This window comes from Pseudomonas sp. FeS53a, from assembly GCF_000931385.1.
Lineage (GTDB): Bacteria > Pseudomonadota > Gammaproteobacteria > Pseudomonadales > Pseudomonadaceae > Metapseudomonas > Metapseudomonas otitidis.
Genome location: NZ_JYFT01000002.1, coordinates 123,033 through 142,899, shown reverse-complemented (window position 1 = coordinate 142,899; position 19,867 = coordinate 123,033). Strand labels below are relative to the sequence as shown.

Here is a 19,867-nt window from a genome sequence, read left to right as displayed (position 1 = left end):
CTTACACGCAAAAAATCCAGTCGCTTCATCCGGGCCGTCTATGCTGCTGGCATTGGGCCTTGTCCAGGATGAGCGCTATGGACTTTTTTGCCGACTCCCCCTCCCCATCCAGTTCGCCGCAGCCCGCCCCCCGGTCGATCCCGCCGTGGTGCGTGCTGGTGGTGGACGATGATGCCGAGGTACACGCCGTCACCCGGCTCGCCTTGAGCGGCTTCGAGTTCCAGGGGCGACCCCTGGAGCTGGTTCCCGCCTATTCCGCCGCCCAGGCCCGTGACATTTTCAAGTCACGGGACGACATCGCCCTGGCGCTGATCGACGTGGTGATGGAAACCGAGCACGCCGGGCTGGACCTGGTGCGCTACCTGCGGGAAACCTGCAACAACCGCATGACGCGCCTGGTGCTGCGCACCGGGCAGGCCGGCCAGGCGCCGGAGGACCGGGTCATCCGCGAGTACGAGGTGGATGACTACAAGGAAAAGACCGAGCTCACCACCCAGAAGCTGCGCACGCTGCTGTATTCAATGCTGCGCTCCTACCGCGACCTGGGGGTGATCGAGGCCCAGCGCCGGGGCCTGAGCCATGTGCTGGAGGCCTGCGCCAAGGTGCAGAACGCCGCGACCCTCAAGGTGTTCTCCTCCACGGTGCTGGAGCAACTGACCACCCTGCTGCACCTGGGGCAGTCGGCGCTGTACTGCATGGTCTGCCCCGGGGAAGGGCACGAACAGACCCGCACCCTGGCCGCCACCGGCGAGTTCCACAGCTACCAGGCCGACGACTCGCTGCAAACCCTGCCTGGTGATGTCGCCGAGCGCTTCCGCCAGGTGCTGGAGGCCAAGGTTTCGTGCCACTACGACGACGCCTACGTGCTCTACCACAGCAACGAGCGCGGTGGTGCCAGCCTGCTCTACGTCACCCACCTGGAGCCGCTGAGCGAGCTGGACCGGCAGTTGCTGGAAATCTACATGCGCAACGTGGCCATCACCTTCGAGAACATCAACCTGCTGGAAGACCTGCAGGAAACCTCCAAGGAGCTGGTCTACACCCTGGCCAATGCCGTGGAGGTGCGCAGCAAGGAGACCGGCGCCCACGTGCAGCGGGTCTCGCTGTTCAGCGAAATGCTGGCGCGGCTCTACGGCCTGCCGGAGCGCGAGGTGTACCTGATCCAGCATGCCTCGCCGCTGCATGACATCGGCAAGGTGGCGATTCCCGACGCCATCCTGCACAAGCCCGGCAAGCTCGACCCCGACGAGTGGGTGGTGATGAAGAAGCACGTCGACTACGGCGTGGCCATCCTCCAGCGCTCCCGCCGGTTGCTGATGCAGGTGGGCGCGCAAATCGCCGGCAACCACCACGAGCGCTGGGACGGCAACGGCTACCCCCAGGGCCTGGCCGGGGACGCCATTCCCCTGTCGGGGCGGATCATCGCCCTGGCGGATGTCTTCGACGCCCTCTGTTCGCGGCGCGCCTACAAGGAGCCCTGGCCCCGTGAGCAGGTGCTGGACCTGATCCGCTCCGAGCGTGGCCGGCATTTCGAGCCGCAGCTGGTGGATTTGCTGCTGGAGCACCAGGACGCCTTCTTCGCCATTCGTGACCAGTACCCCGACGACCCGGACGAGCACCACTCATGACCGCCGCGCCACCTGTCGGCCCCGAGCAAGGCCAGGTCGTTGTCGGGCGCAGCCTTTCCGCCAGCCTGCTGCGCCTGACCCTGGTCTGTGCGGTGGCGCTGGGCCTGGTGGTCAGCCTGGTGCAGATCGCGCTGGACTACGAGCGCAGCCGTGACCTGCCGGACGCGGACGTGCAGGCCCTGTTCGGCCTGGTACGCGACCCGGCCACCACCGTGGTGTTCAGCCTCGACCAGAGCACCGCCGACGACCTGCTCAAGGGCATGCTCGAGCAGCGCGGCGTGGTCGGCGCACGGATCATGCTGCCGGAAGGCAAGCTGTTCGCCGACCGTTCCCGCAGCCTGACGCAGACCGAAGGCCGCGCCCTCAACGACATGCTGTTCGGCATGACGCGCCACTACCAACTGCGCCTGTCCACCGAGAAGCTCGGCATCGGCGCTGCCGGTTGGCTGGGCGATCTGCTGGTGGAAGTGGACACCTTCCCCTACGGCGGCGAGTTCCTCCACCGCGCCGTGGTGACCCTGGTCAGCGGCCTGGTCTATGCCCTGGCCATCTCGCTGATCCTGCTGCTGATCTTCTATATCTGGGTCACCCGCCCGTTGCGCCAGCTGATCTTCTCCATTGCCCGGGTGGACATCGCCGCCCCGGAGAACGCCCGCCTCAGCGAGCCCGCCGGACACGCCGAGAACGAGATCGGCGTGCTGGTGCGCGCCACCAACCAGCACCTGCAGGCCCTGGGCGACAACCTGCGGCAGGTGCGCGAAGGGGAGGAGAAGCTCAAGGCCTACTCCGACCAGCTGGAGTCCACCGTCGCCGAGCGGACCCGCGAGCTGACTGAAAGCGTGTGCCAGCTGCGCGAAGCCCAGGGGCAGCTGATCCAGTCCGAGAAGCTGGCGGCACTGGGCGGCCTGGTGGCAGGGGTGGCCCATGAGGTGAACACCCCGCTGGGCATCGCCGTCACCGCCTCCTCGGTGCTGGGAGAGGTGCTGGGCGAGTTGCAGAGCCAGTTCCAGGCCCAGACCCTGACCAGCGACGCCTTCCGCAGCCTGCTGCAGCGCGCCCAGGACAGCAGCACCATGCTCGACCACAACATCGGCCGCGCCGCGCGGCTGATCGCCAACTTCAAGCAGACCGCCGTGGACCAGGTGTCCGAAGCCCGCTGCCAGTTCCAGGTGCGCCAGGTGCTGGAGGCCCTGATAACCAGCCTGCACCCCGAGACCCGCAAGGTGCCGGTGGAGCCGGTGCTGGACTGCGACGCCGAGCTGACCATGCAGAGCCTGCCCGGCGTGCTCACCCAGGTGGTGGCCAACCTCATCATGAACAGCGTGCGCCACGCCTTCTCCGAGACCCAGGCCGCGCGCATCGTCCTGTCCCTGAAGGCTGAGGGCGACGAGGTGCTGCTGGACTACCGTGACAACGGCAGCGGCGTAGCGGCGGAGCTGCACGAGCGCATCTTCGAACCCTTCTTCACCACCAAGCGCGGCGAGGGTGGGACCGGCCTGGGCCTGAACATCGTCTTCAACCTGATCACCCGCAAGCTCAATGGCCGGTTGAAGTTCGAGTCCGCTCCCGGCGCCGGCGTGCACTTCCAGATCTGGATGCCCCGCGAGCTGCCGAGCCAACTGGTGGAGGCCAATGGCGGGCCCGCCGGCCCGCGCCAATAGAGGAGGGGCGTGATGAAAGCATGGCTCCTGGCCGTCGTGCTGGCGGCCTGTGTTGGGTCGGTAGCGGCCGAAACGGTGGTGATCGCCGCCGAGGACGACTGGGCACCTTATTCTTCCAAGCGTTTCGACAGCAACGAGCCCGAAGGCTTTGCACCAGAGCTGGTACGCGAGGCGTTTGCCACCCAGGGCGTGGAGGTGCAGTTCCTCACCGTGCCGTTTTCCCGCTGCCTGCTGCTGGCAGAGGTGGGCCAGCAGGCCGTGGCCTGCTTCGACGTCACCATCACCGACGCCAACCGCGACCAATACGTCTGGCACCCGACTCCGCTGTTCAAGGAGGGCCTGGCCATCTTCGGTCGCGCCGACGAACCCCGGCAGGACCTGAAGACCGCCGACCTCGACGGCCACAGCGTCGGCATCACCAATGGCTACACCTACCCGACGGCCTTCATGGAGAACCCGGCCATCGAGCGCTTCACCGCCAACTCCGATGCGCAGCTGCTGCAGATGCTGGCGGCGGGGCGTGTCGACTACATCCTGATGAACACCATGCCCGGCTTGATGCGCATCCAGCAGAGCGGTGAATTTCGGGGCAGGGTGAAACAGGTGGGGTTGATGCAGGAGGACGGTTTCTGGCTGGCCTTCTCCAAGGTCAACCCGGATGGGGCGCGGCTCGCGGCAGTGTTCGAGAAGGGCCTGCAGGCCCTGCGCAGCACGGGGCGCTACCAGAAGATGCTCGCCGACTTCCAGCAACGCTACCGGGAGTGAACGCCGGCCTCGCGCAGCCCGGGGCGGCTCGCTAGACTGGCGCCTCGCGCCTGCCCTGGAGCCCCGCCCGATGGCCTTGCATACCTGGCTGATCTACCTGCTGGCCGTCCTCGGCCTGTCCCTCACACCCGGCCCCAACGCCTTGCTGGCACTGTCCCATGGCGCCCTCCATGGGCACCGTCGGGCGCTGTTCACCATCAGCGGCGGCGCGCTCGGCTTCGCCCTGCTGATGGCGCTGTCCATGTTCGGCATCGGCGCGCTGCTCAAGGCCTCCGCCCAGGCACTGACCCTGCTCAAGGTGGCCGGCGGCCTGTACCTGATCTGGCTCGGCATCCAGCTCTGGCGCTCGCCCGGCATCCAGCTGGACGCCGGCACCGAGGTCGGCCGGCGCAGCAACCTCAGCCTGTTCCGCCAGGGCATGTTCTCGGCTCTGTCCAACCCCAAGGTGATCCTGTTCTTCGGCGCCTTCGTCTCCCAGTTCCTCGATCCCGCACGGCCCCTGTGGCTGCAGTGCGTGGTCATGACCCTGACCTTCGTGATCATCGAATGCGTGGTGGAGTACCTGCTCGCCCGCCTGGCCCACCGCGTCCGCCCCTGGCTGGCGCGCAGCGGCCGGCGCTTCAACCAGGTGTGCGGCGGGCTGTTCGGGATGGCGGGGCTGGCGTTGCCGTTGACGCGCTGAGGGTGGCCCCGACCGCTAGAGCGAGTCGTCCAGGTAGTAGCGGGTGTCGAACAGACCCTGAGGGTCCTTCAGGGGGCTACCGGGCATTCGTTTAGTCCTGGAGATCGTGCTCGGCAGTGACGTGAACTGACTGAGGTGATCGTTGACCTCCCGCACGACCCACTCGATTTCGTCACGCAGGGTTCTCAGCAGTGAACCGTGCTGGCTTGCGCCTGTGCTGGTCGTAGTGACTTCCGCCCTCGCGAAACCGTGTTTGTAGCCCCGAATGGCGGCTACCAGTGCGTGTTGATTCTTTTGCTTGTAGCGGGCCTTGTAGATCGACAGCCTGATGGTGACCAGGCGGATGTAGCTGCTGATGCTCTTGATGGAGACGCAGGGGCTGCCGATGACCTTGCTGGCGAACAGGAGCTTCTTGAAGTCTGTCTGGGCGCTGTCCACAGCCTTGTCCGGGCCAATGTTGATGGCCTTTGGCATCAGTCGCGTGTTTCCGCAGGTGGTCTCGCAGTACTCCTTGAGGCGCGCCACCATCGGGTCTGTCTTGGCGTATTTGGCCAGCGTGCCGACGAATGCGCTGTTAAGCCCCAGGTTATTGAAGTGCGCAGCATCCATCTTGCTGTAGCCGGTAATGGACAGGTCCTGAGGGGCACTTGAGGACTTGTCGAACTCGTCCGCCTTCAGGTTCTTGTAGCCCTCATCGATCTGATGGGTGGCGCTGTCGGCGATGACGGTAGCGGGATCGTGGGTCGTCCCATAAAGCGTATTGAGGTAGTCGCAGGTGATTTCCACGTAAAAGCAGAATAGGAAGCAGTGGCGGATACGCTCGTACGCATGGTCGGCGGAGGCGTTCTGGAGGGTGCCGCCCAGCAGGGGCGTGGAGCGTATCCGGTCCTTCTTGGTTCTTTCCTTGCCCATAGGGCTCTCCTTGAACGGCGGGGCGATGACCGGCACATACGATATGCCAGAGGCCAGGCGATTGTCGCTGGGCACACGTACCGGATTCAGGGGTGTTTACGGGAAAGGAGAGGGTCAAGAAAAGGCGGCGGTAGACCCGCCGCCTGAAGGCCCCGGGCCGGCGAGGGGCCGCCGGTGGGGCATCGAGGGTAAAGCGTCAGCCGCGGTAGTAGCGCTGCGGCACGAAGGGGGTGCGGGCGACCTTCATGGGCACGCGCTTGCCGCGCACCATGGCCCAGACGTCGGTGTCCAGCGTGGCCTTGTCGGCGGGCAGGTAGCCCATGGCCACGGGGCCGCCCAGGCTGGGGCCGAAGCCGCCGCTGGTGACGCGGCCGATCACCGCGCCGTCGGCATCGACGATTTCCGCGCCTTCACGCACCGGTACGCGTTCCTGGGGCAGCAGCCCGACGCGCTTCTGCGCCACGCCATCGCGCTGCTGGGCGTAGATGCGCTCGGCGCCCGGGAAGCCGCCGGCGCGGGCGCCATCGGCACGGCGCACCTTGGAGAGGGCCCAGCCGAGGCTGGCTTCGATGGGGGTGGTGGCGCTGCTCATGTCGTGGCCGTACAGGCACAGGCCGGCTTCCAGGCGCAGCGAATCGCGGGCGCCGAGGCCGATGGGCTGGACTTCGGGCTGGGCCAGCAGGGTACGGGCGAGGGCCTCGGCCTTGTCGGCGGGCACGGAGATCTCGTAGCCATCCTCGCCGGTGTAGCCGGAGCGGCTGACGTAGCACTCCACGCCTTCCAGGCGCACGCTGCCGAACTGCATGAAGGTCATCTTCTTCACTTCCGGGGCCAGGCGGCCCAGCACGTCGGCGGCAGCCGGGCCCTGGAGGGCCAGCAGGGCGCGGGCCTCGAACAGCGGTTCGATCTCGCACTGGTCACCGATGTGCTGGCGCAGGTGGGCCAGGTCCTGGTCCTTGCAGGCGGCGTTGACCACCAGCATCAGCTCATCCGGGGCCAGGCGCGCCACCATCAGGTCGTCGAGGATGCCGCCGTTGGCATCGATGAACACCGCGTAGCGCTGCAGGCCCACCGGCAGGTCGATGATGTCCACCGGCACCAGGGTTTCCAGGGCCTGGCCGGCGTGGTTGCCGCGCAGGCGGATCTGACCCATGTGGGAGACGTCGAACAGCCCGGCCTGGTCGCGGGTGTGCAGGTGCTCCTTGAGCACGCCCAGGGGGTACTGCACCGGCATGTCGTAGCCGGCGAAGGGCACCATCTTCGCGCCGAGTTCGAGGTGCAGTGCGTGCAGCGGGGTCTTGGCGAGGGTTTCAGTGGTCATTCCGTCTTCCTGTAGGTGCGCCGCGCGCACCGATTGAGGGTCCGTGGGCGCTGGGCGCCCGACGGACCGGCACTCAGCATTCGATGATGTTCACGGCGAGGCCGCCGCGAGCGGTTTCCTTGTACTTGCTCTTCATGTCGGCCCCGGTCTGGCGCATGGTGCGGATCACCTTGTCGAGGGAGATGAAGTGCTGGCCGTCGCCGCGCAGGGCCATGCGTGCGGCGTTGATGGCCTTCACCGAGCCCATGGCGTTGCGTTCGATGCAGGGCACCTGGACCAGGCCGCCGACCGGGTCGCAGGTCAGCCCCAGGTTGTGTTCCATGCCGATCTCGGCAGCGTTCTCCACCTGTTGCACGCTGCCGCCCATGACTTCGCAGAGCGCGCCGGCGGCCATGGAGCAGGCCACGCCCACTTCGCCCTGGCAGCCCACTTCGGCGCCGGAGATGGAGGCGTTCTCCTTGTAGAGGATGCCGATGGCGGCGGCGGTGAGCAGGAAGCGCTCCACGCCCTCGTCATTGGCGCCCGGGACGAAGCGCGTGTAGTAGTGCAGCACCGCCGGGACGATGCCCGCCGCGCCATTGGTGGGTGCGGTGACCACGCGCCCGCCGGTGGCGTTCTCCTCGTTCACCGCCAGGGCGTAGAGGTTGACCCAGTCCAGTACCGTCAGGCTGTCGCGCAGGGCGGCTTCCGGGCGCTCGCTGAGCTGGCGGAACAGCGCGGCGGCGCGGCGCTTGACCTTGAGCCCGCCGGGCATGATGCCCTCCTTGCGGCAGCCGGCCTTCACGCAGTCCTGCATCACCTGCCAGATGCGCTGCAGCCCGGCGCTGGTCTCCTCGGGGCTGCGCCAGGCTTTCTCGTTCTCGCGCATCAGCGCGCTGATGGAGTGGCCGCTGGCGGCGCAGTGGGCGAGCAGTTCCTTGCCGGTCTTGAAGGGGTAGGCGAGGGGCGTCTGGTCCTCGACGATGCGGTCGCGCCCGGCGGCCTCGTCGTCCACCACGAAACCGCCGCCCACCGAGTAGTACTCGCGGGCACGCAACTGCAGGCCGGCCGCGTCGAAGGCGCGGAAGATCATGCCGTTGGGGTGGAAGTCGAGGGGTTTGCGGATCAGCGCCAGGTGCTCTTTCTCCACGAAGCGGATGGGCTTCTCGCCACCCAGGCGCAGCTCGCCGCTGTCGCGGATGGCCTTCAGGCGGGCCTCCACGGCTTCGGTGTCGACGCTGTCCGGTTGCTCGCCCTCCAGGCCGAGCAGCACGGCCTTGTCGCTGCCGTGGCCCTTGCCGGTGGCGCCCAGGGAGCCGTACAGCTCCACCTTGAGGCTGGTGGTGCTGGCCAGCAGGTGCTCCCGCCGCAGGCCCTCGACGAAGCGGGCGGCCGCCCGCATCGGGCCGACGGTGTGGGAGCTGGAAGGGCCTATGCCGATCTTGAACAGGTCGAAGACGCTGAGGGACATGGTGTCGCTCCTGAGCCTGGTTCGTGCTCGTTGTTATTGGGTCAGCGTAGACACTCGGGGTGGCCGGGCCGTGCGGCCCGACCGTTGAAGCGCAAGGCGGTGCGTGGGAGCGAATTCATTCGCGAATGAACTCGCTCCCACCTTCACGGGCCGGTCAGGCGTCCTGGTAGGCCTCGATGGACGGGCAGGCACAGACCAGGTTGCGGTCGCCATAGACGTTGTCGACCCGGCCCACCGGCGGCCAGTACTTGCCTTCCACCAGGCTGGCGGTCGGGTACACGGCCTGTTCGCGGCTGTAGGGGTGGGTCCACTCGCCGACCAGCTCCGCCGCGGTGTGCGGGGCGTTCTTCAGCGGATTGTCCTCGGCGTCGAGCGCGCCGGTCTCCACCGCGCGGATCTCGTTGCGGATGCGGATCATCGCGTCGCAGAAGCGGTCCAGCTCTTCCTTGGACTCGCTCTCGGTGGGCTCGATCATCAGCGTGCCGGCCACCGGGAAGGACATGGTGGGGGCGTGGAAGCCGAAGTCGATCAGGCGCTTGGCCACGTCATCGACGCTGATGCCGCTGCTGTCCTTGAGCGGGCGCAGGTCGAGGATGCACTCGTGGGCCACCAGGCCGTTGGTGCCGGTGTAGAGCACCGGGTAGTGCTCTTCCAGGCGACGGGCGATGTAGTTGGCGTTGAGGATCGCCAGCTGCGAGGCACGACGCAGGCCGGCGCCACCCATCATGCGGATGTACATCCAGGTGATGGGCAGGATGCTGGCGCTGCCGAAGGGCGCGGCGCTGACCGCGCCTTCCTTGCGCGCCAGATGGCCGTGGCCGGGCAGGAAGGGAGCCAGGTGGGCCTTGACGCCGATCGGGCCGACGCCCGGGCCGCCACCGCCGTGGGGGATGCAGAAGGTCTTGTGCAGGTTCAGGTGGGACACGTCGCCGCCGAACTGGCCCGGGGCGCAGAGGCCGACCATGGCGTTCATGTTGGCACCGTCGATGTACACCTGGCCGCCGTTGGCGTGGATGATCTCGCAGATCTCGCGGATGCCTTCCTCGAACACGCCGTGGGTGGAGGGGTAGGTGATCATGATCGCGGCGAGGCGCTCGCGGTGCTCTTCGGCCTTGGCCTTGAGGTCGGCGATGTCGACGTTGCCACGGGCGTCGCAGGCGGTGACCACCACGCGCATGCCGGCCATGTTGGCGGTGGCCGGGTTGGTGCCGTGGGCCGATTGCGGGATCAGGCAGATGTCGCGCTGGTCGTCGCCACGGCTCAGGTGGTAGGCGCGGATGGCCAGCAGGCCGGCGTACTCGCCCTGGGAGCCGGCGTTGGGCTGCAGCGACACGGCGTCATAGCCGGTGGCGGCGCAGAGCATGGCTTCCAGCTCCTGGGTCAACTGCTGGTAGCCCTGGGACTGCTCGGCCGGGGCGAAGGGGTGCAGGTTGCCGAACTCGGCCCAGGTGATCGGGATCATCTCGCTGGCGGCGTTCAGCTTCATGGTGCAGGAGCCCAGCGGGATCATGCTGCGGTCCAGGGCCAGGTCCTTGTCGGCCAGCTTGCGCATGTAGCGCATCAGCTCGGTTTCCGAGTGGTAGCGGTTGAACACCGGGTGGCTGAGGATCGGCGACTGGCGCAGCAGGGCGGCGGGCAGGCGGCTGGCGGCGGTGCCGGCCAGGGCGTCGAACGCCGGTATGGCCTGGCTGTCGCTGAACAGCGCCCAGAGCTCTTCCACATGGGCCTGGGTGGTGGTTTCGTCCAGGGACAGGCCCAGGCGCTGGTCATCGATCTCGCGCAGGTTGATGCCCCGGGCGCGGGCCTTGGCGTGCAGCTCGGCGGTACGGGCGCCGGTGGCCAGGGTCAGGGTGTCGAAGAAGTGCTGCTGCTCGACGCTGTGGCCCAGTTGGGCCAGGCCCTCGGCGAGGATGGCGGTGAGCTGGTGCACGCGCTTGGCGACGCGGGTCAGGCCCTGGGGCCCGTGGTAGACGGCGTACATGCTGGCGATGTTGGCCAGCAGCACCTGGGCGGTGCAGATGTTGCTGGTGGCCTTCTCGCGGCGGATGTGCTGCTCGCGGGTCTGCATGGCCAGGCGCAGGGCCGGCTTGCCGTGGCGGTCGATGGACACGCCCACCAGGCGGCCGGGCATGTCGCGCTTGAACGCATCGCGGGTGGCGAAGTAGGCCGCGTGCGGGCCGCCGAAGCCCAGCGGCACGCCGAAGCGCTGGGCGCTGCCCAGGGCCACGTCGGCACCGAACTCACCGGGCGGGGTCAGCAGGGTCAGGGCCAGCAGGTCGGCCGCGACCGCCACCAGGGCGTTGGCGCCGTGCAGGCGCTCCACCAGATCGCGGTAGTCATGGATGTCACCGTCGGTGGCGGGGTACTGCAGCAGCGCGCCGAAGTAGGCGGAAACGTCGCTGATCTCGCGCTCATCGCCCACCACCACCTCGATGCCCAGGGGCTCGGCGCGGGTGCGCAGCACGTCCAGGGTCTGCGGGTGGCAATGACGGGAGGCGAAGAAGGCGTTGCTGGCCTTGTTCTTCGACAGGCGCTTGCAGAAGGTCATGGCCTCGGCGGCGGCGGTGCCTTCGTCCAGCAGGGAGGCGTTGGCGATGGGCAGGCCGGTGAGGTCGCTGATCAGCGTCTGGAAGTTCAGCAGGGATTCCAGGCGGCCCTGGGAGATCTCCGGCTGGTAGGGGGTGTAGGCGGTGTACCAGGCCGGGTTTTCCAGCAGGTTGCGCAGGATCGGGCTCGGCGTGTGGCAGGGGTAGTAGCCCTGGCCGATGTGGTTGCGCAGCAGCTGGTTCTTGGCGGCGATGGCCTTGATGGCCGCGAGGGCCTCGGCTTCGCCCTGGCCGGGCAGGGCCAGGTCGAGCACGCTGCTGTCCTTGATGGACTCGGGGATGACGCTGGCGGTCAGGGCTTCCAGGTCGCTGTGGCCGAGCAGGTCCAGCATGGCCTGGATGTCGGCCTCACGCGGGCCGATGTGGCGGGCGATGAACTCGTTGGCGGTGTCGAGGGAACGGGTCTGGATGGGCATGGCGGGTGTTCCTCAGGCGTTCTTCACCAAAGCATCGTAGCCGGCCTGGTCGAGCAGGCCATCCAGTGCACCGGCATCGTCCAGGCGCATGCGGAAGAACCAGGCCTTGCCTTGCGGGTCCTCGTTGACCTGCTCGGGGGTGTCGGGCAGCTCGCCGTTGACTTCCACCACCTCGCCGTCCAGCGGCATGACGATGTTGCTGGCGGCCTTGACTGACTCCAGCACGGCGACTTCCTCGCCCTTGGCGTAGCGTTGCAGTTCGGGGAGTTGAACGAAGACCACGTCGCCGAGGGCGTCCTGGGCGAAGTCGGTGATGCCGACGGTGACCAGGCCGTCTGCGTCCAGGCGCAGCCATTCGTGATCAGCGGTAAAGCGCAATTGGCTCATTGATAACTCCTCGATGCGATAACCCGGTACTTTGCCGGGCGCTGATTAGGGACCCCGGCACGGAGCGTTACCCCGTGCTGTCTGGGCGCCTCATAGCAAGGCGGATGCCATCGAATAAAAATTCAATAAAAACAAAGAGATATAATGTTTTATTGATGTGAAATCTTTTTGTGCGTGTAGCGAAATCGCTACGGCTCTCGCGGTGACCGACCGGCCATGTGCGCGCAATCCAGGTGTGATGGGGCTTTCAAAGGAATTGTTGCGAATTCGATACGCTGTAGCGAAATCGATACGTTCGCGCGAAAACCTAAATAAAATCCAATAAAAACAATTAGATAGAATGTTTATCTGATGTGAGTTGTTGGTTTGGAGCGCTGCGAGCCCCCCGAGGCTGCCAGGCGCGCGCTCGCAGCCCCAGGCAGCGGCCGCCAGCGGAGGCGAAGGCCGCTCTTGAATGGCGGTTTTATTTTTTGAAAATCAATCGCTTACGAGTGATTCGCAAGGTCGCTCATGCGTTCTTGCCCGGGATGCCGTACTTGCGCAGTCGGTGGGCAATGGCGGTGTGGGAGGTCTTGAGGCGGGCGGCCAACTGGCGGGTGGAGGGGTAGCTGGCGAAGAGCTTCTCCAGCAGGCCGCGCTCGAAGTTCTCCACGGCCTCTTCCAGGCTGTTCACTTCCCCATCGCTCTGCCGGGCCACGGCGGTGCCGGCGATGTCCAGGTCGCCGATCTCCACGATGTTGCTCTCGCAGATGGCGGCCGCACGGAAGATCACGTTCTGCAGCTGGCGCACGTTGCCCGGCCAGCGGTTGCCCAGCAGTGCCGGGTAGGTGCCGGGTGCCAGCCGGCACGGCGGCCGCTGGATCTGGGTGCAGGCCTGCTGCATGAAGAAGCGCGCCAGCAGGAGGATGTCCTGCTCCCGCTCGCGCAGCGGCGGCACGTCCAGGCTGAGCACGTTGAGGCGGTAGAACAGGTCCTCGCGGAAGCTGCCCTCGGCCACCATCTTCTCCAGGTTGCGGTGGGTGGCGCTGAGGATGCGCACGTCCACCTTCACCTCGCGGTCGCCGCCCACCCGGCGGAAGCAGCCATCGCTGAGGAAGCGCAGCAGCTTGGCCTGCAGGTAGGGTGACATCTCGCCGATCTCGTCGAGGAACACCGTGCCCTGGTTGGCCAGCTCCAGCAGGCCCGGCTTGCCGCCGCGCTGGGCACCGGTGAAGGCGCCCGGGGCATAGCCGAACAGCTCGCTCTCGGCGAGGTTCTCCGGCAGGGCCGCGCAGTTCAGCGCCAGGAACGGCTGGTTGCGCCGGGCGCTGACGGCGTGGCAGGCCCGGGCCACCAGCTCCTTGCCGGTACCGGTCTCGCCGGTGATCAGCAGGGGCGCATCCAGGGCCGCCACCCGCAGGGCACGGGCCTTGAGGGTGCGGATGGGCTGGGAGTCGCCCAACAGCGAGTCGAAGCCCTCGGCGTGGTCGTGGTGCAGGGCCGAGAGCCGCTCGCCGATGCGGTTGGGCAGGTAGAGCGTCAGCAGCGCCCCGGTGAGGCGCTCGCCCTCGTTGATCGGCACCGCGTCCAGCAGCAGCGCCTGGCCCTTGAGCTGGATTTCCCGCAGCGGCAGGCGGAAGCCCTGCTCGCGCAGCACCTCGTGCAGGCTCTCGTCGCCGAACAGCTGGGCCAGGGTGATGCCGGCCGGTTCCTCGCCGTACAGCGCCACCAGCGCCGGGTTGGCCAGCAGCACGCGGCCATTGCCGTCCACCGCCAGCACCGGGTCGGTCATCGCCGCCAGCAGCGCATCCAGCTGCAGGCGGTGGCGCTGGCCGGGGAGGATGTCCACCACCGTCACGTCCTGCACGCCGTGCACCTTGTGCAGGGCCTCGCGCAGCTCGTCCAGCACCTCGGGGCTCAGGGTCGGCGCGTCGATGTAGACGTTCGGCGGCACCATCTCCACCGCATCCAGGTTGAGGTTGCGTCCGCCGAGCAGGGCGAGCACTTCCTGGGTGATGCCGACGCGATCGATGAAGGTGACGTGAATGCGCATGGAAACCGGGCCGTACGAAGGAGCGGGGATTATGCCGCTCCCGCCGGGCCGGAGCCATGCCCGGGTGGTGCCGGGGTGGCGCAATCAGTTCGAACTTTGCCGACGGCCCAGGCTCGGAACTAGCAGATTCCCGCCAACCGGCGCGGCCGTGGGTCGGCCCGCTGCGCGCCGGCCACAAGGAGCCCGTCCATGTTTCCCATGCACCCTGCCGAATCCGTGGCGCGCCTGACCGGCGCGCTGTCCCTGGAAGAAGCCCTGGCCTGCCCACGCATCGCCATCGAGGCGGTGGAGCCGGTGGTGGATGGTGGCCGTTTTGCCGCAAAAGCCATCGCCGGCGAGCCGCGCACGGTGAGCGCGGTGATCTTCGCCGATGGCCACGACAAGCTGGCGGCCCACCTGCTGTGGCGCGAGTCCCGCGAGGCCCAATGGCAGCGGGTGCCCATGCGGCCGCTGGGCAACGACCACTGGCAGGCCCGCTTCGTGCCGCCCGGTGTCGGCCGCGTGGTGTTCGCCGTAGAGGCCTGGTGGGACCTGTACGCCAGCTATTGCGACGAACTGGCGAAGAAGCACGCCGCCGGCGTCTCCATCGCGCTGGAGCTGCGCGAAGGAGTGGCCCACCTGGAGCGGGTCGTGGCCCAGGCCCCGCCGGAGCAGGTGGAAGCGCTGCGCACGCTGATCGAGGCGGTGGAGGCCACCCAGTCGGTGGAGGAGCGCGTGGCGCTGCTGCTGGCACCGGAAACCCGCGCGGCCGTGGACCGGGTCCAGGCCCACCCGCACCGGGTGTGCAGCCCGCTGTTCCCCCTGGAGGTGGAGCGCAAGCGGGCGGAGTTCGCCAGCTGGTACGAGCTGTTCCCGCGCTCCGCCGCCAACGACGGCCAGCGCCACGGCACCTTCCGCGACGTCATCGAGCGGCTGCCGGCGATCCAGGCCATGGGCTTCGACGTGCTCTACTTCCCGCCCATCCACCCCATCGGGCGCACCCACCGCAAAGGGCCGAACAACGCCCTGGAGGCCGGCCCGGACGACCCCGGCAGCCCCTATGCCATCGGCAGCGCCGAGGGCGGGCACGAGGCCATCCACCCCCAGCTCGGCAGCCGCGACGACTTCCTCGCGCTGGTGCAGGTGGCCCGTGAACACGGCCTGGAGATCGCCCTCGACTTCGCCATCCAGTGCTCCCCCGACCATCCCTGGCTGGCGCAGCACCCCGGCTGGTTCAGCTGGCGCCCCGACGGCACCATCCGCCACGCCGAGAACCCGCCGAAGAAGTACGAGGACATCGTCAACGTCGACTTCTATGCCCGCGAGGCCCAGCCCGACCTCTGGCTGGCCCTGCGCGACGTGGTGCTGGGCTGGGTGGAGGCGGGCGTCACGCTGTTCCGCGTCGACAACCCCCACACCAAGCCGCTGCCGTTCTGGGAATGGCTGATTGCCGAAGTGCGCGGTCGCCACCCGGAGGTGATCTTCCTCGCCGAGGCCTTCACCCGCCCGGCGATGATGGCGCGCCTGGGCAAGCTGGGCTTCTCCCAGAGCTACACCTACTTCACCTGGCGCACCACCAAGGCCGAGCTGGCCGAGTACCTGCTCGAACTCAACCAGCCGCCGCTGCGGGACTGCTACCGGCCCAACTTCTTCGTCAACACCCCGGACATCAACCCCTTCCACCTGCAGGGCCAGGGGCGTGCGGCGTTCCTCATCCGTGCCGCGCTGGCGGCCATGGGCTCGGGGTTGTGGGGGCTGTATTCCGGCTTCGAGGTCTGCGAGTCCGCCCCCGTGCCCGGCAAGGAGGAGTACCTCGACTCGGAGAAGTACCAGCTGCGCGCCCGGGACTACCAGGCGCCCGGCAACATCGTCGCCGAGATCGCCCAGCTCAACCGCATCCGCCGGGAGAACCCGGCCCTGCAGAGCCACCTCGGCCTGCAGGTCTACAACGCCTGGAACGACCAGATCCTCTACTTCGGCAAGCGCAGCGCCGACGGCGAGAACTTCGTTCTGGTGGCCATCAGCCTCGACCCGCACCAGGCCCAGGAGGCGCACTTCGAGCTGCCGCTGTGGGAGATGGGCCTGCCCGACGACGCCATGACCCAGGGCGAAGACCTGATGAACGGCCACACCTGGACCTGGCACGGCAAGGTCCAGTGGATGCGCATCGAACCCTGGCGCCTGCCATTCGGCATCTGGCGCATCCGCCCCCAGGACTGAGGACACCGCCATGCCCAGGCCCGAACCGGCTCCCGCGACCCCGCCCGACCTGCCCACCCTGACCCTGGACGGCAGCCTGGCCGACCTCCCACCGGCTGCCCTGGAGGCGGCCCTGCAAGGCTGGCTGCCGAGCCGCCGCTGGTACCCCGGTACCCGTGCCGATGCCGCCCGGTTGCTGTACCTGTTGCCCTGTGGCGACGCAGAGCTGCCGGCCGTGCTGGCGGAAGTGGAGGTGCCCGGCGACCCTGCCAGCTACCCCGTGCCCCTGGTCTTCGTGCCGTTGGAACAGGCCGCCGGCGCCTCCGATGCCCTGCGCGGCGCCGTGGCCCGCCTGCGCCTGGACGGGCGCGACGGCGTGCTGATGGAGGGCTTCGGCGTGCCGGCGTTCATCACCCGCTGGCTCGATGACCTGGCCCGCGAGCCCGTGCGCGCCGTGGCCAGCGGCGAGCTGCACTGGCTGCCGGTGGCCGCCGCCGGCGCCTTGCCCGGCTGGCAGGGGGCGCCGGTCAAGGTGCTCTCGGCGGAACAGTCCAACAGCTCGGCGGTGATCGACGGGCGCTACATGTTCAAGCTGCTGCGCCGGGTGCTGCCCGGCCTGCACCCAGAGGCGGAGATGGGTGCCTACCTCACCGCCCAGGGCTTCGCCCACGTCCCGGCGCTSCTGGGCCAGGTGCGCCGGGTGGACGCTGACGGCGCTGCTCGGACCCTGGCCGTGCTGCAGGCCTTCCGGCCGAACCAGGGCGATGCCTGGCAATGGACCCTGGAGCACCTCGACCGCGCCCTGCGCAACGCCCTGGCGGCGGATGCCGGGGGTGAGCAGGCCGCCGAAACCGAACTGCGCACCCTGCAGGCCTTCGCCGGGGTGCTCGGCCGGCGCTTGGGCGAGCTTCACAGTGTGCTGGCACGCCCCGCCGACGAGGCCGACTTCGGCCCGCTGGAAAGCGATGCCGCCACCACCGAGGCCTGGGCCCGCAGCGTGGTGGCCCAGCTGGACGCCGCGCTGGCGGCGCTGGAGGACCACCGCGCCGCCCTCGATCCCGAGGCGGCGGCCCTGGCCGCAGGGCTGTTGCAGCGTCGCGATGCCCTGCGCCAGCAGGTGGAGACCCTCGCCCGGCGCAGCGCCGGCGGGCTGCTGATCCGCGTCCATGGCGACCTGCACCTGGGCCAGGTGCTGGTGGAGGACGGCGACGCCTGTTTCATCGATTTCGAAGGCGAACCCACCCGCAGCCTGGCCGAACGCCGGGCCCGCCACAGCCCCTTCAAGGACGTCGCCGGCCTGCTGCGCTCGTTCGACTACGCCGCCGCCATGCTGGTGCGGGGTGACGGGGTGGCGGACCACGCGCCCCAGGCCGCAGCCCTGCGCCGGCAACTGGCCGAGCGCTACCGGCAGCAAGCCGGCCGCGCCTGCCTGGAGGCCTACCGCATCGCCGCCGCCGGGCTGCCCCACGCCTGGTTCGAACGGGACGGCGAGCAGGCCGCCCTCGCGCTGTTCGGCATCGAGAAGGCCGCCTACGAAATCCTTTACGAAGCCCATTACCGCCCGCACTGGCTCGCCGTGCCGCTGCGCGGCCTGGTGGCGCTGACCCAAGACCCCGGAGTGACCCATGAGTGAGACCCTTGTCGGCGCGGATGCCGAACGCAACGCCATCCAGGCCCTGGTGCGGGCCGAGCAGGGCGACCCCTTCGCCTGGCTCGGCCCGCACCCCGTGGCCGATGGCTGGCGGGTGCGGGCCTACCTGCCCGGCGCCCTGCAGGTGGAGCTGCTGGACGAGCAGGGCGCCGTGCCCATGCAGCCGGCCGCCACCCCCGGCCTGTTCAGCGCCCCCTGGAGCGGCCAGGGCCGCTACCGCCTGCGCATCCACTGGGCCGGCGGCGTGCAGGAGACCGAGGACCCCTACAGCTTCGGCCCCTGCCTGGGCGAGATGGACCTCTACCTGTTCGCCGAAGGCAACCACCGCGAACTCGGCCAGGTCTTCGGCGCCCAGCGGGTGGAGCACGAAGGCGTCGAGGGCGTGCGTTTCGCCGTGTGGGCGCCCAATGCCCGGCGCGTCTCGGTGGTGGGCGGGTTCAACGGCTGGGATGGCCGTCGCCACCCCATGCGCCTGCGTCACCCCACGGGCGTGTGGGAGCTGTTCGTGCCGCGCCTGCAACCGGGGGAGGTCTACAAGTACGAGATCCTCGGCAGCCATGGCGTGCTGCCGCTGAAGGCCGACCCGCTGGCCCTGGCCACCGAGCACCCGCCCGCCAGCGGCTCGGTGGTGGCCGAGCCCCTGGCCTTCCACTGGCACGACGAGGCCTGGATGGCCGAGCGCAGCCGCGCACAGGCCCATGACCGGCCGCTGTCGATCTACGAGGTCCACGTCGGCTCCTGGCGCCGCGAGGGCGGGCCTGAAGGGCCGGTGCTGCACTGGCAGGCCCTGGCCGAGCAGCTGATCCCCTATGCCCTGAAGATGGGCTTCACCCACCTCGAACTGCTGCCGATCATGGAGCACCCCTTCGGCGGTTCCTGGGGCTACCAGCCGCTGTCGCTGTTCGCGCCCACCGCCCGCCACGGCAGCCCGGCGGACTTCGCCGCCTTCGTCGACGCCTGCCACCAGGCCGGCCTGGGGGTGATCCTCGACTGGGTGCCGGCGCATTTCCCCACCGACGAGCACGGCCTGGCGCGCTTCGACGGCACCGCGCTCTACGAGTACGCGCACCCCTTCGAGGGCTTCCACCAGGACTGGGATACCTACATCTACAACCTCGGTCGCCACGAGGTGCACGGCTTCATGATCGCCTCCGCGCTGCACTGGCTGCGCGTCTACCACATCGACGGCCTGCGGGTGGATGCGGTGGCCTCCATGCTCTACCGCGACTACTCGCGCAAGCAGGGCGAATGGATCCCCAACCGCCACGGCGGGCGGGAGAACCTGGAGGCCATCGACTTCCTCCGCCACCTCAATGACGTGGTCGCCACCGAGGCGCCCGGTGCGCTGGTCATCGCCGAGGAGTCCACCGCCTGGCCGGGCGTGAGCCGCCCGGTGCGCGAAGGCGGCCTGGGCTTCGCCTACAAGTGGAACATGGGCTGGATGCACGACAGCCTGCGCTACATCGCCGAAGACCCGCTGCACCGCAGCCACCATCACCACCAGCTCACCTTCGGCCTGCTCTACGCCTTCTCCGAGCAGTTCATCCTGCCCATCTCCCACGACGAGGTGGTCCACGGCAAACGCTCGCTGCTGGACAAGATGCCCGGCGACCGCTGGCAGAAGTTCGCCAACCTGCGGCTGTACCTCAGCTTCATGTGGACCCACCCGGGCAAGAAGCTGCTGTTCATGGGCTGCGAGTTCGGCCAGTGGCGGGAATGGAGCCACGACGGCGAGCTGGACTGGTACCTGCTGCGCTATGCCGAGCACCAGGGCGTGCGCGACCTGGTGGCCGCCCTCAACCGCCTGCACCGCGAGGAGCCGGCCCTGCACCAGCTGGACGGCCAGGCCGAAGGCTTCCAGTGGCTGATCGGCGACGACTCGGTCAACAGCGTGTACGCCTGGCTGCGCCGCGACCGCGAGGGCGGCCCGCTGCTGGTGGTGCACAACTTCACCCCGGTGCCGCGCCCGGGCTACCGGATCGGCGTGCCCGTGGGCGGGCGCTGGCGGGTGCTGCTCAACAGCGATGCGGATGCCTTCGCCGGCTCCCATGCCGGCACCCTGGCCGAAGCCGCCACCGTGGAGGGCGGCAGCCACGGCCAGGCCCATGCGCTGGTGCTGGACCTGCCGCCCCTGGGCAGCCTGGTGCTCAAGCCGGCCTGAGCCTGCCGGCACGTCGC

At 68.6% G+C, this 19,867-nt stretch carries 13 protein-coding genes; 7 read left to right on the top strand and 6 right to left on the bottom strand.

The genetic code is table 11. From position 1 onward, the window contains the following. The first annotated feature begins 77 nt into the window (after window positions 1–77). The 4 genes from SZ55_RS00525 to SZ55_RS00510 all read left to right on the top strand — a co-directional run bounded on the left by SZ55_RS00525 (window position 78) and on the right by SZ55_RS00510 (window position 4,736). A complete protein-coding gene (locus tag SZ55_RS00525; RefSeq protein ID WP_044399635.1) occupies window positions 78–1,628 on the top strand; it encodes a DUF3369 domain-containing protein in 1,551 nt (516 codons plus the stop codon). Then, the gene (locus tag SZ55_RS27020; RefSeq protein ID WP_052807494.1) at window positions 1,625–3,289 is read left to right on the top strand and encodes an ATP-binding protein; all 1,665 of its coding nucleotides are present in this window, start codon (window positions 1,625–1,627) and stop codon (window positions 3,287–3,289) included. The genes SZ55_RS00525 and SZ55_RS27020 overlap by 4 nt, the downstream gene beginning before the upstream one ends. 12 nt (window positions 3,290–3,301) lie before the next feature. Further along, on the top strand, window positions 3,302–4,054 hold the full coding sequence (locus tag SZ55_RS00515; protein ID WP_044399632.1) for a substrate-binding periplasmic protein: 753 nt from the start codon (window positions 3,302–3,304) through the stop codon (window positions 4,052–4,054). A gap of 70 nt (window positions 4,055–4,124) precedes the next feature. Continuing rightward, entirely contained in the window at window positions 4,125–4,736 is a 612-nt protein-coding gene (locus SZ55_RS00510) for a LysE family translocator (protein WP_044399629.1), read from the top strand. Window positions 4,737–4,751: 15 nt separating this feature from the next. Here SZ55_RS00510 and SZ55_RS00505 read toward each other — a convergent pair whose 3' ends face one another. The 6 genes from SZ55_RS00505 to SZ55_RS00480 all read right to left on the bottom strand — a co-directional run bounded on the left by SZ55_RS00505 (window position 4,752) and on the right by SZ55_RS00480 (window position 13,860). After that, window positions 4,752–5,648 carry a hypothetical protein gene (locus SZ55_RS00505; RefSeq protein WP_044399626.1) on the bottom strand — a complete coding sequence of 299 codons (897 nt, stop codon included), beginning with the start codon at window positions 5,646–5,648 and terminating at the stop codon, window positions 4,752–4,754. Between the two features lie 196 nt (window positions 5,649–5,844). Further along, the gene (gene gcvT, locus SZ55_RS00500; protein ID WP_044399623.1) at window positions 5,845–6,969 is read right to left on the bottom strand and encodes a glycine cleavage system aminomethyltransferase GcvT; all 1,125 of its coding nucleotides are present in this window, start codon (window positions 6,967–6,969) and stop codon (window positions 5,845–5,847) included. A gap of 73 nt (window positions 6,970–7,042) precedes the next feature. Continuing rightward, complete coding sequence (locus SZ55_RS00495) at window positions 7,043–8,419, bottom strand: L-serine ammonia-lyase (protein ID WP_044399619.1); 1,377 nt, start codon at window positions 8,417–8,419, stop codon at window positions 7,043–7,045. A 154-nt stretch (window positions 8,420–8,573) separates the two neighbouring features. After that, window positions 8,574–11,441 carry an aminomethyl-transferring glycine dehydrogenase gene (gene gcvP / locus SZ55_RS00490; RefSeq protein WP_044399616.1) on the bottom strand — a complete coding sequence of 956 codons (2,868 nt, stop codon included), beginning with the start codon at window positions 11,439–11,441 and terminating at the stop codon, window positions 8,574–8,576. A 12-nt stretch (window positions 11,442–11,453) separates the two neighbouring features. Then, window positions 11,454–11,828 carry a glycine cleavage system protein GcvH gene (gene gcvH, locus SZ55_RS00485; RefSeq protein ID WP_044399613.1) on the bottom strand — a complete coding sequence of 125 codons (375 nt, stop codon included), beginning with the start codon at window positions 11,826–11,828 and terminating at the stop codon, window positions 11,454–11,456. Between the two features lie 508 nt (window positions 11,829–12,336). Continuing rightward, window positions 12,337–13,860 carry a sigma-54-dependent transcriptional regulator gene (locus SZ55_RS00480; protein WP_044399610.1) on the bottom strand — a complete coding sequence of 508 codons (1,524 nt, stop codon included), beginning with the start codon at window positions 13,858–13,860 and terminating at the stop codon, window positions 12,337–12,339. Window positions 13,861–14,058: 198 nt separating this feature from the next. Here SZ55_RS00480 and SZ55_RS00475 point away from each other — a divergent pair, with 198 nt between their 5' ends. From SZ55_RS00475 to glgB, 3 genes are read left to right on the top strand one after another with little or no spacing between them, the layout of a single operon-like run. After that, window positions 14,059–16,059 (top strand): alpha-1,4-glucan--maltose-1-phosphate maltosyltransferase, encoded by a 2,001-nt coding sequence (locus tag SZ55_RS00475; RefSeq protein WP_044399980.1) that lies wholly within the window; start codon window positions 14,059–14,061, stop codon window positions 16,057–16,059. Between the two features lie 10 nt (window positions 16,060–16,069). Beyond that, window positions 16,070–17,671 (top strand): putative maltokinase, encoded by a 1,602-nt coding sequence (locus tag SZ55_RS00470; protein WP_052807493.1) that lies wholly within the window; start codon window positions 16,070–16,072, stop codon window positions 17,669–17,671. After that, window positions 17,664–19,850 (top strand): 1,4-alpha-glucan branching protein GlgB, encoded by a 2,187-nt coding sequence (gene glgB / locus SZ55_RS00465; RefSeq protein ID WP_044399607.1) that lies wholly within the window; start codon window positions 17,664–17,666, stop codon window positions 19,848–19,850. The genes SZ55_RS00470 and glgB overlap by 8 nt, the downstream gene beginning before the upstream one ends. The last annotated feature ends 17 nt before the right edge of the window (window positions 19,851–19,867 follow it).

Excerpts from the sequence above, each read along its gene's own strand:
- SZ55_RS27020 (WP_052807494.1), top strand. The coding sequence starts at position 1,625 with ATGACCGCCGCGCCACCTGTCGGCCCCGAGCAAGGCCAGGTCGTTGTC.
- SZ55_RS00515 (WP_044399632.1), top strand. The coding sequence starts at position 3,302 with ATGAAAGCATGGCTCCTGGCCGTCGTGCTGGCGGCCTGTGTTGGGTCG.
- gcvT (WP_044399623.1), bottom strand. The coding sequence starts at position 6,969 with ATGACCACTGAAACCCTCGCCAAGACCCCGCTGCACGCACTGCACCTC.
- gcvH (WP_044399613.1), bottom strand. The coding sequence starts at position 11,828 with ATGAGCCAATTGCGCTTTACCGCTGATCACGAATGGCTGCGCCTGGAC.
- SZ55_RS00495 (WP_044399619.1), bottom strand. The coding sequence starts at position 8,419 with ATGTCCCTCAGCGTCTTCGACCTGTTCAAGATCGGCATAGGCCCTTCC.
- gcvP (WP_044399616.1), bottom strand. The coding sequence starts at position 11,441 with ATGCCCATCCAGACCCGTTCCCTCGACACCGCCAACGAGTTCATCGCC.
- SZ55_RS00525 (WP_044399635.1), top strand. The coding sequence starts at position 78 with ATGGACTTTTTTGCCGACTCCCCCTCCCCATCCAGTTCGCCGCAGCCC.
- SZ55_RS00475 (WP_044399980.1), top strand. The coding sequence starts at position 14,059 with ATGCACCCTGCCGAATCCGTGGCGCGCCTGACCGGCGCGCTGTCCCTG.
- SZ55_RS00505 (WP_044399626.1), bottom strand. The coding sequence starts at position 5,648 with ATGGGCAAGGAAAGAACCAAGAAGGACCGGATACGCTCCACGCCCCTG.
- SZ55_RS00480 (WP_044399610.1), bottom strand. The coding sequence starts at position 13,860 with ATGCGCATTCACGTCACCTTCATCGATCGCGTCGGCATCACCCAGGAA.
- glgB (WP_044399607.1), top strand. The coding sequence starts at position 17,664 with ATGAGTGAGACCCTTGTCGGCGCGGATGCCGAACGCAACGCCATCCAG.
- SZ55_RS00510 (WP_044399629.1), top strand. The coding sequence starts at position 4,125 with ATGGCCTTGCATACCTGGCTGATCTACCTGCTGGCCGTCCTCGGCCTG.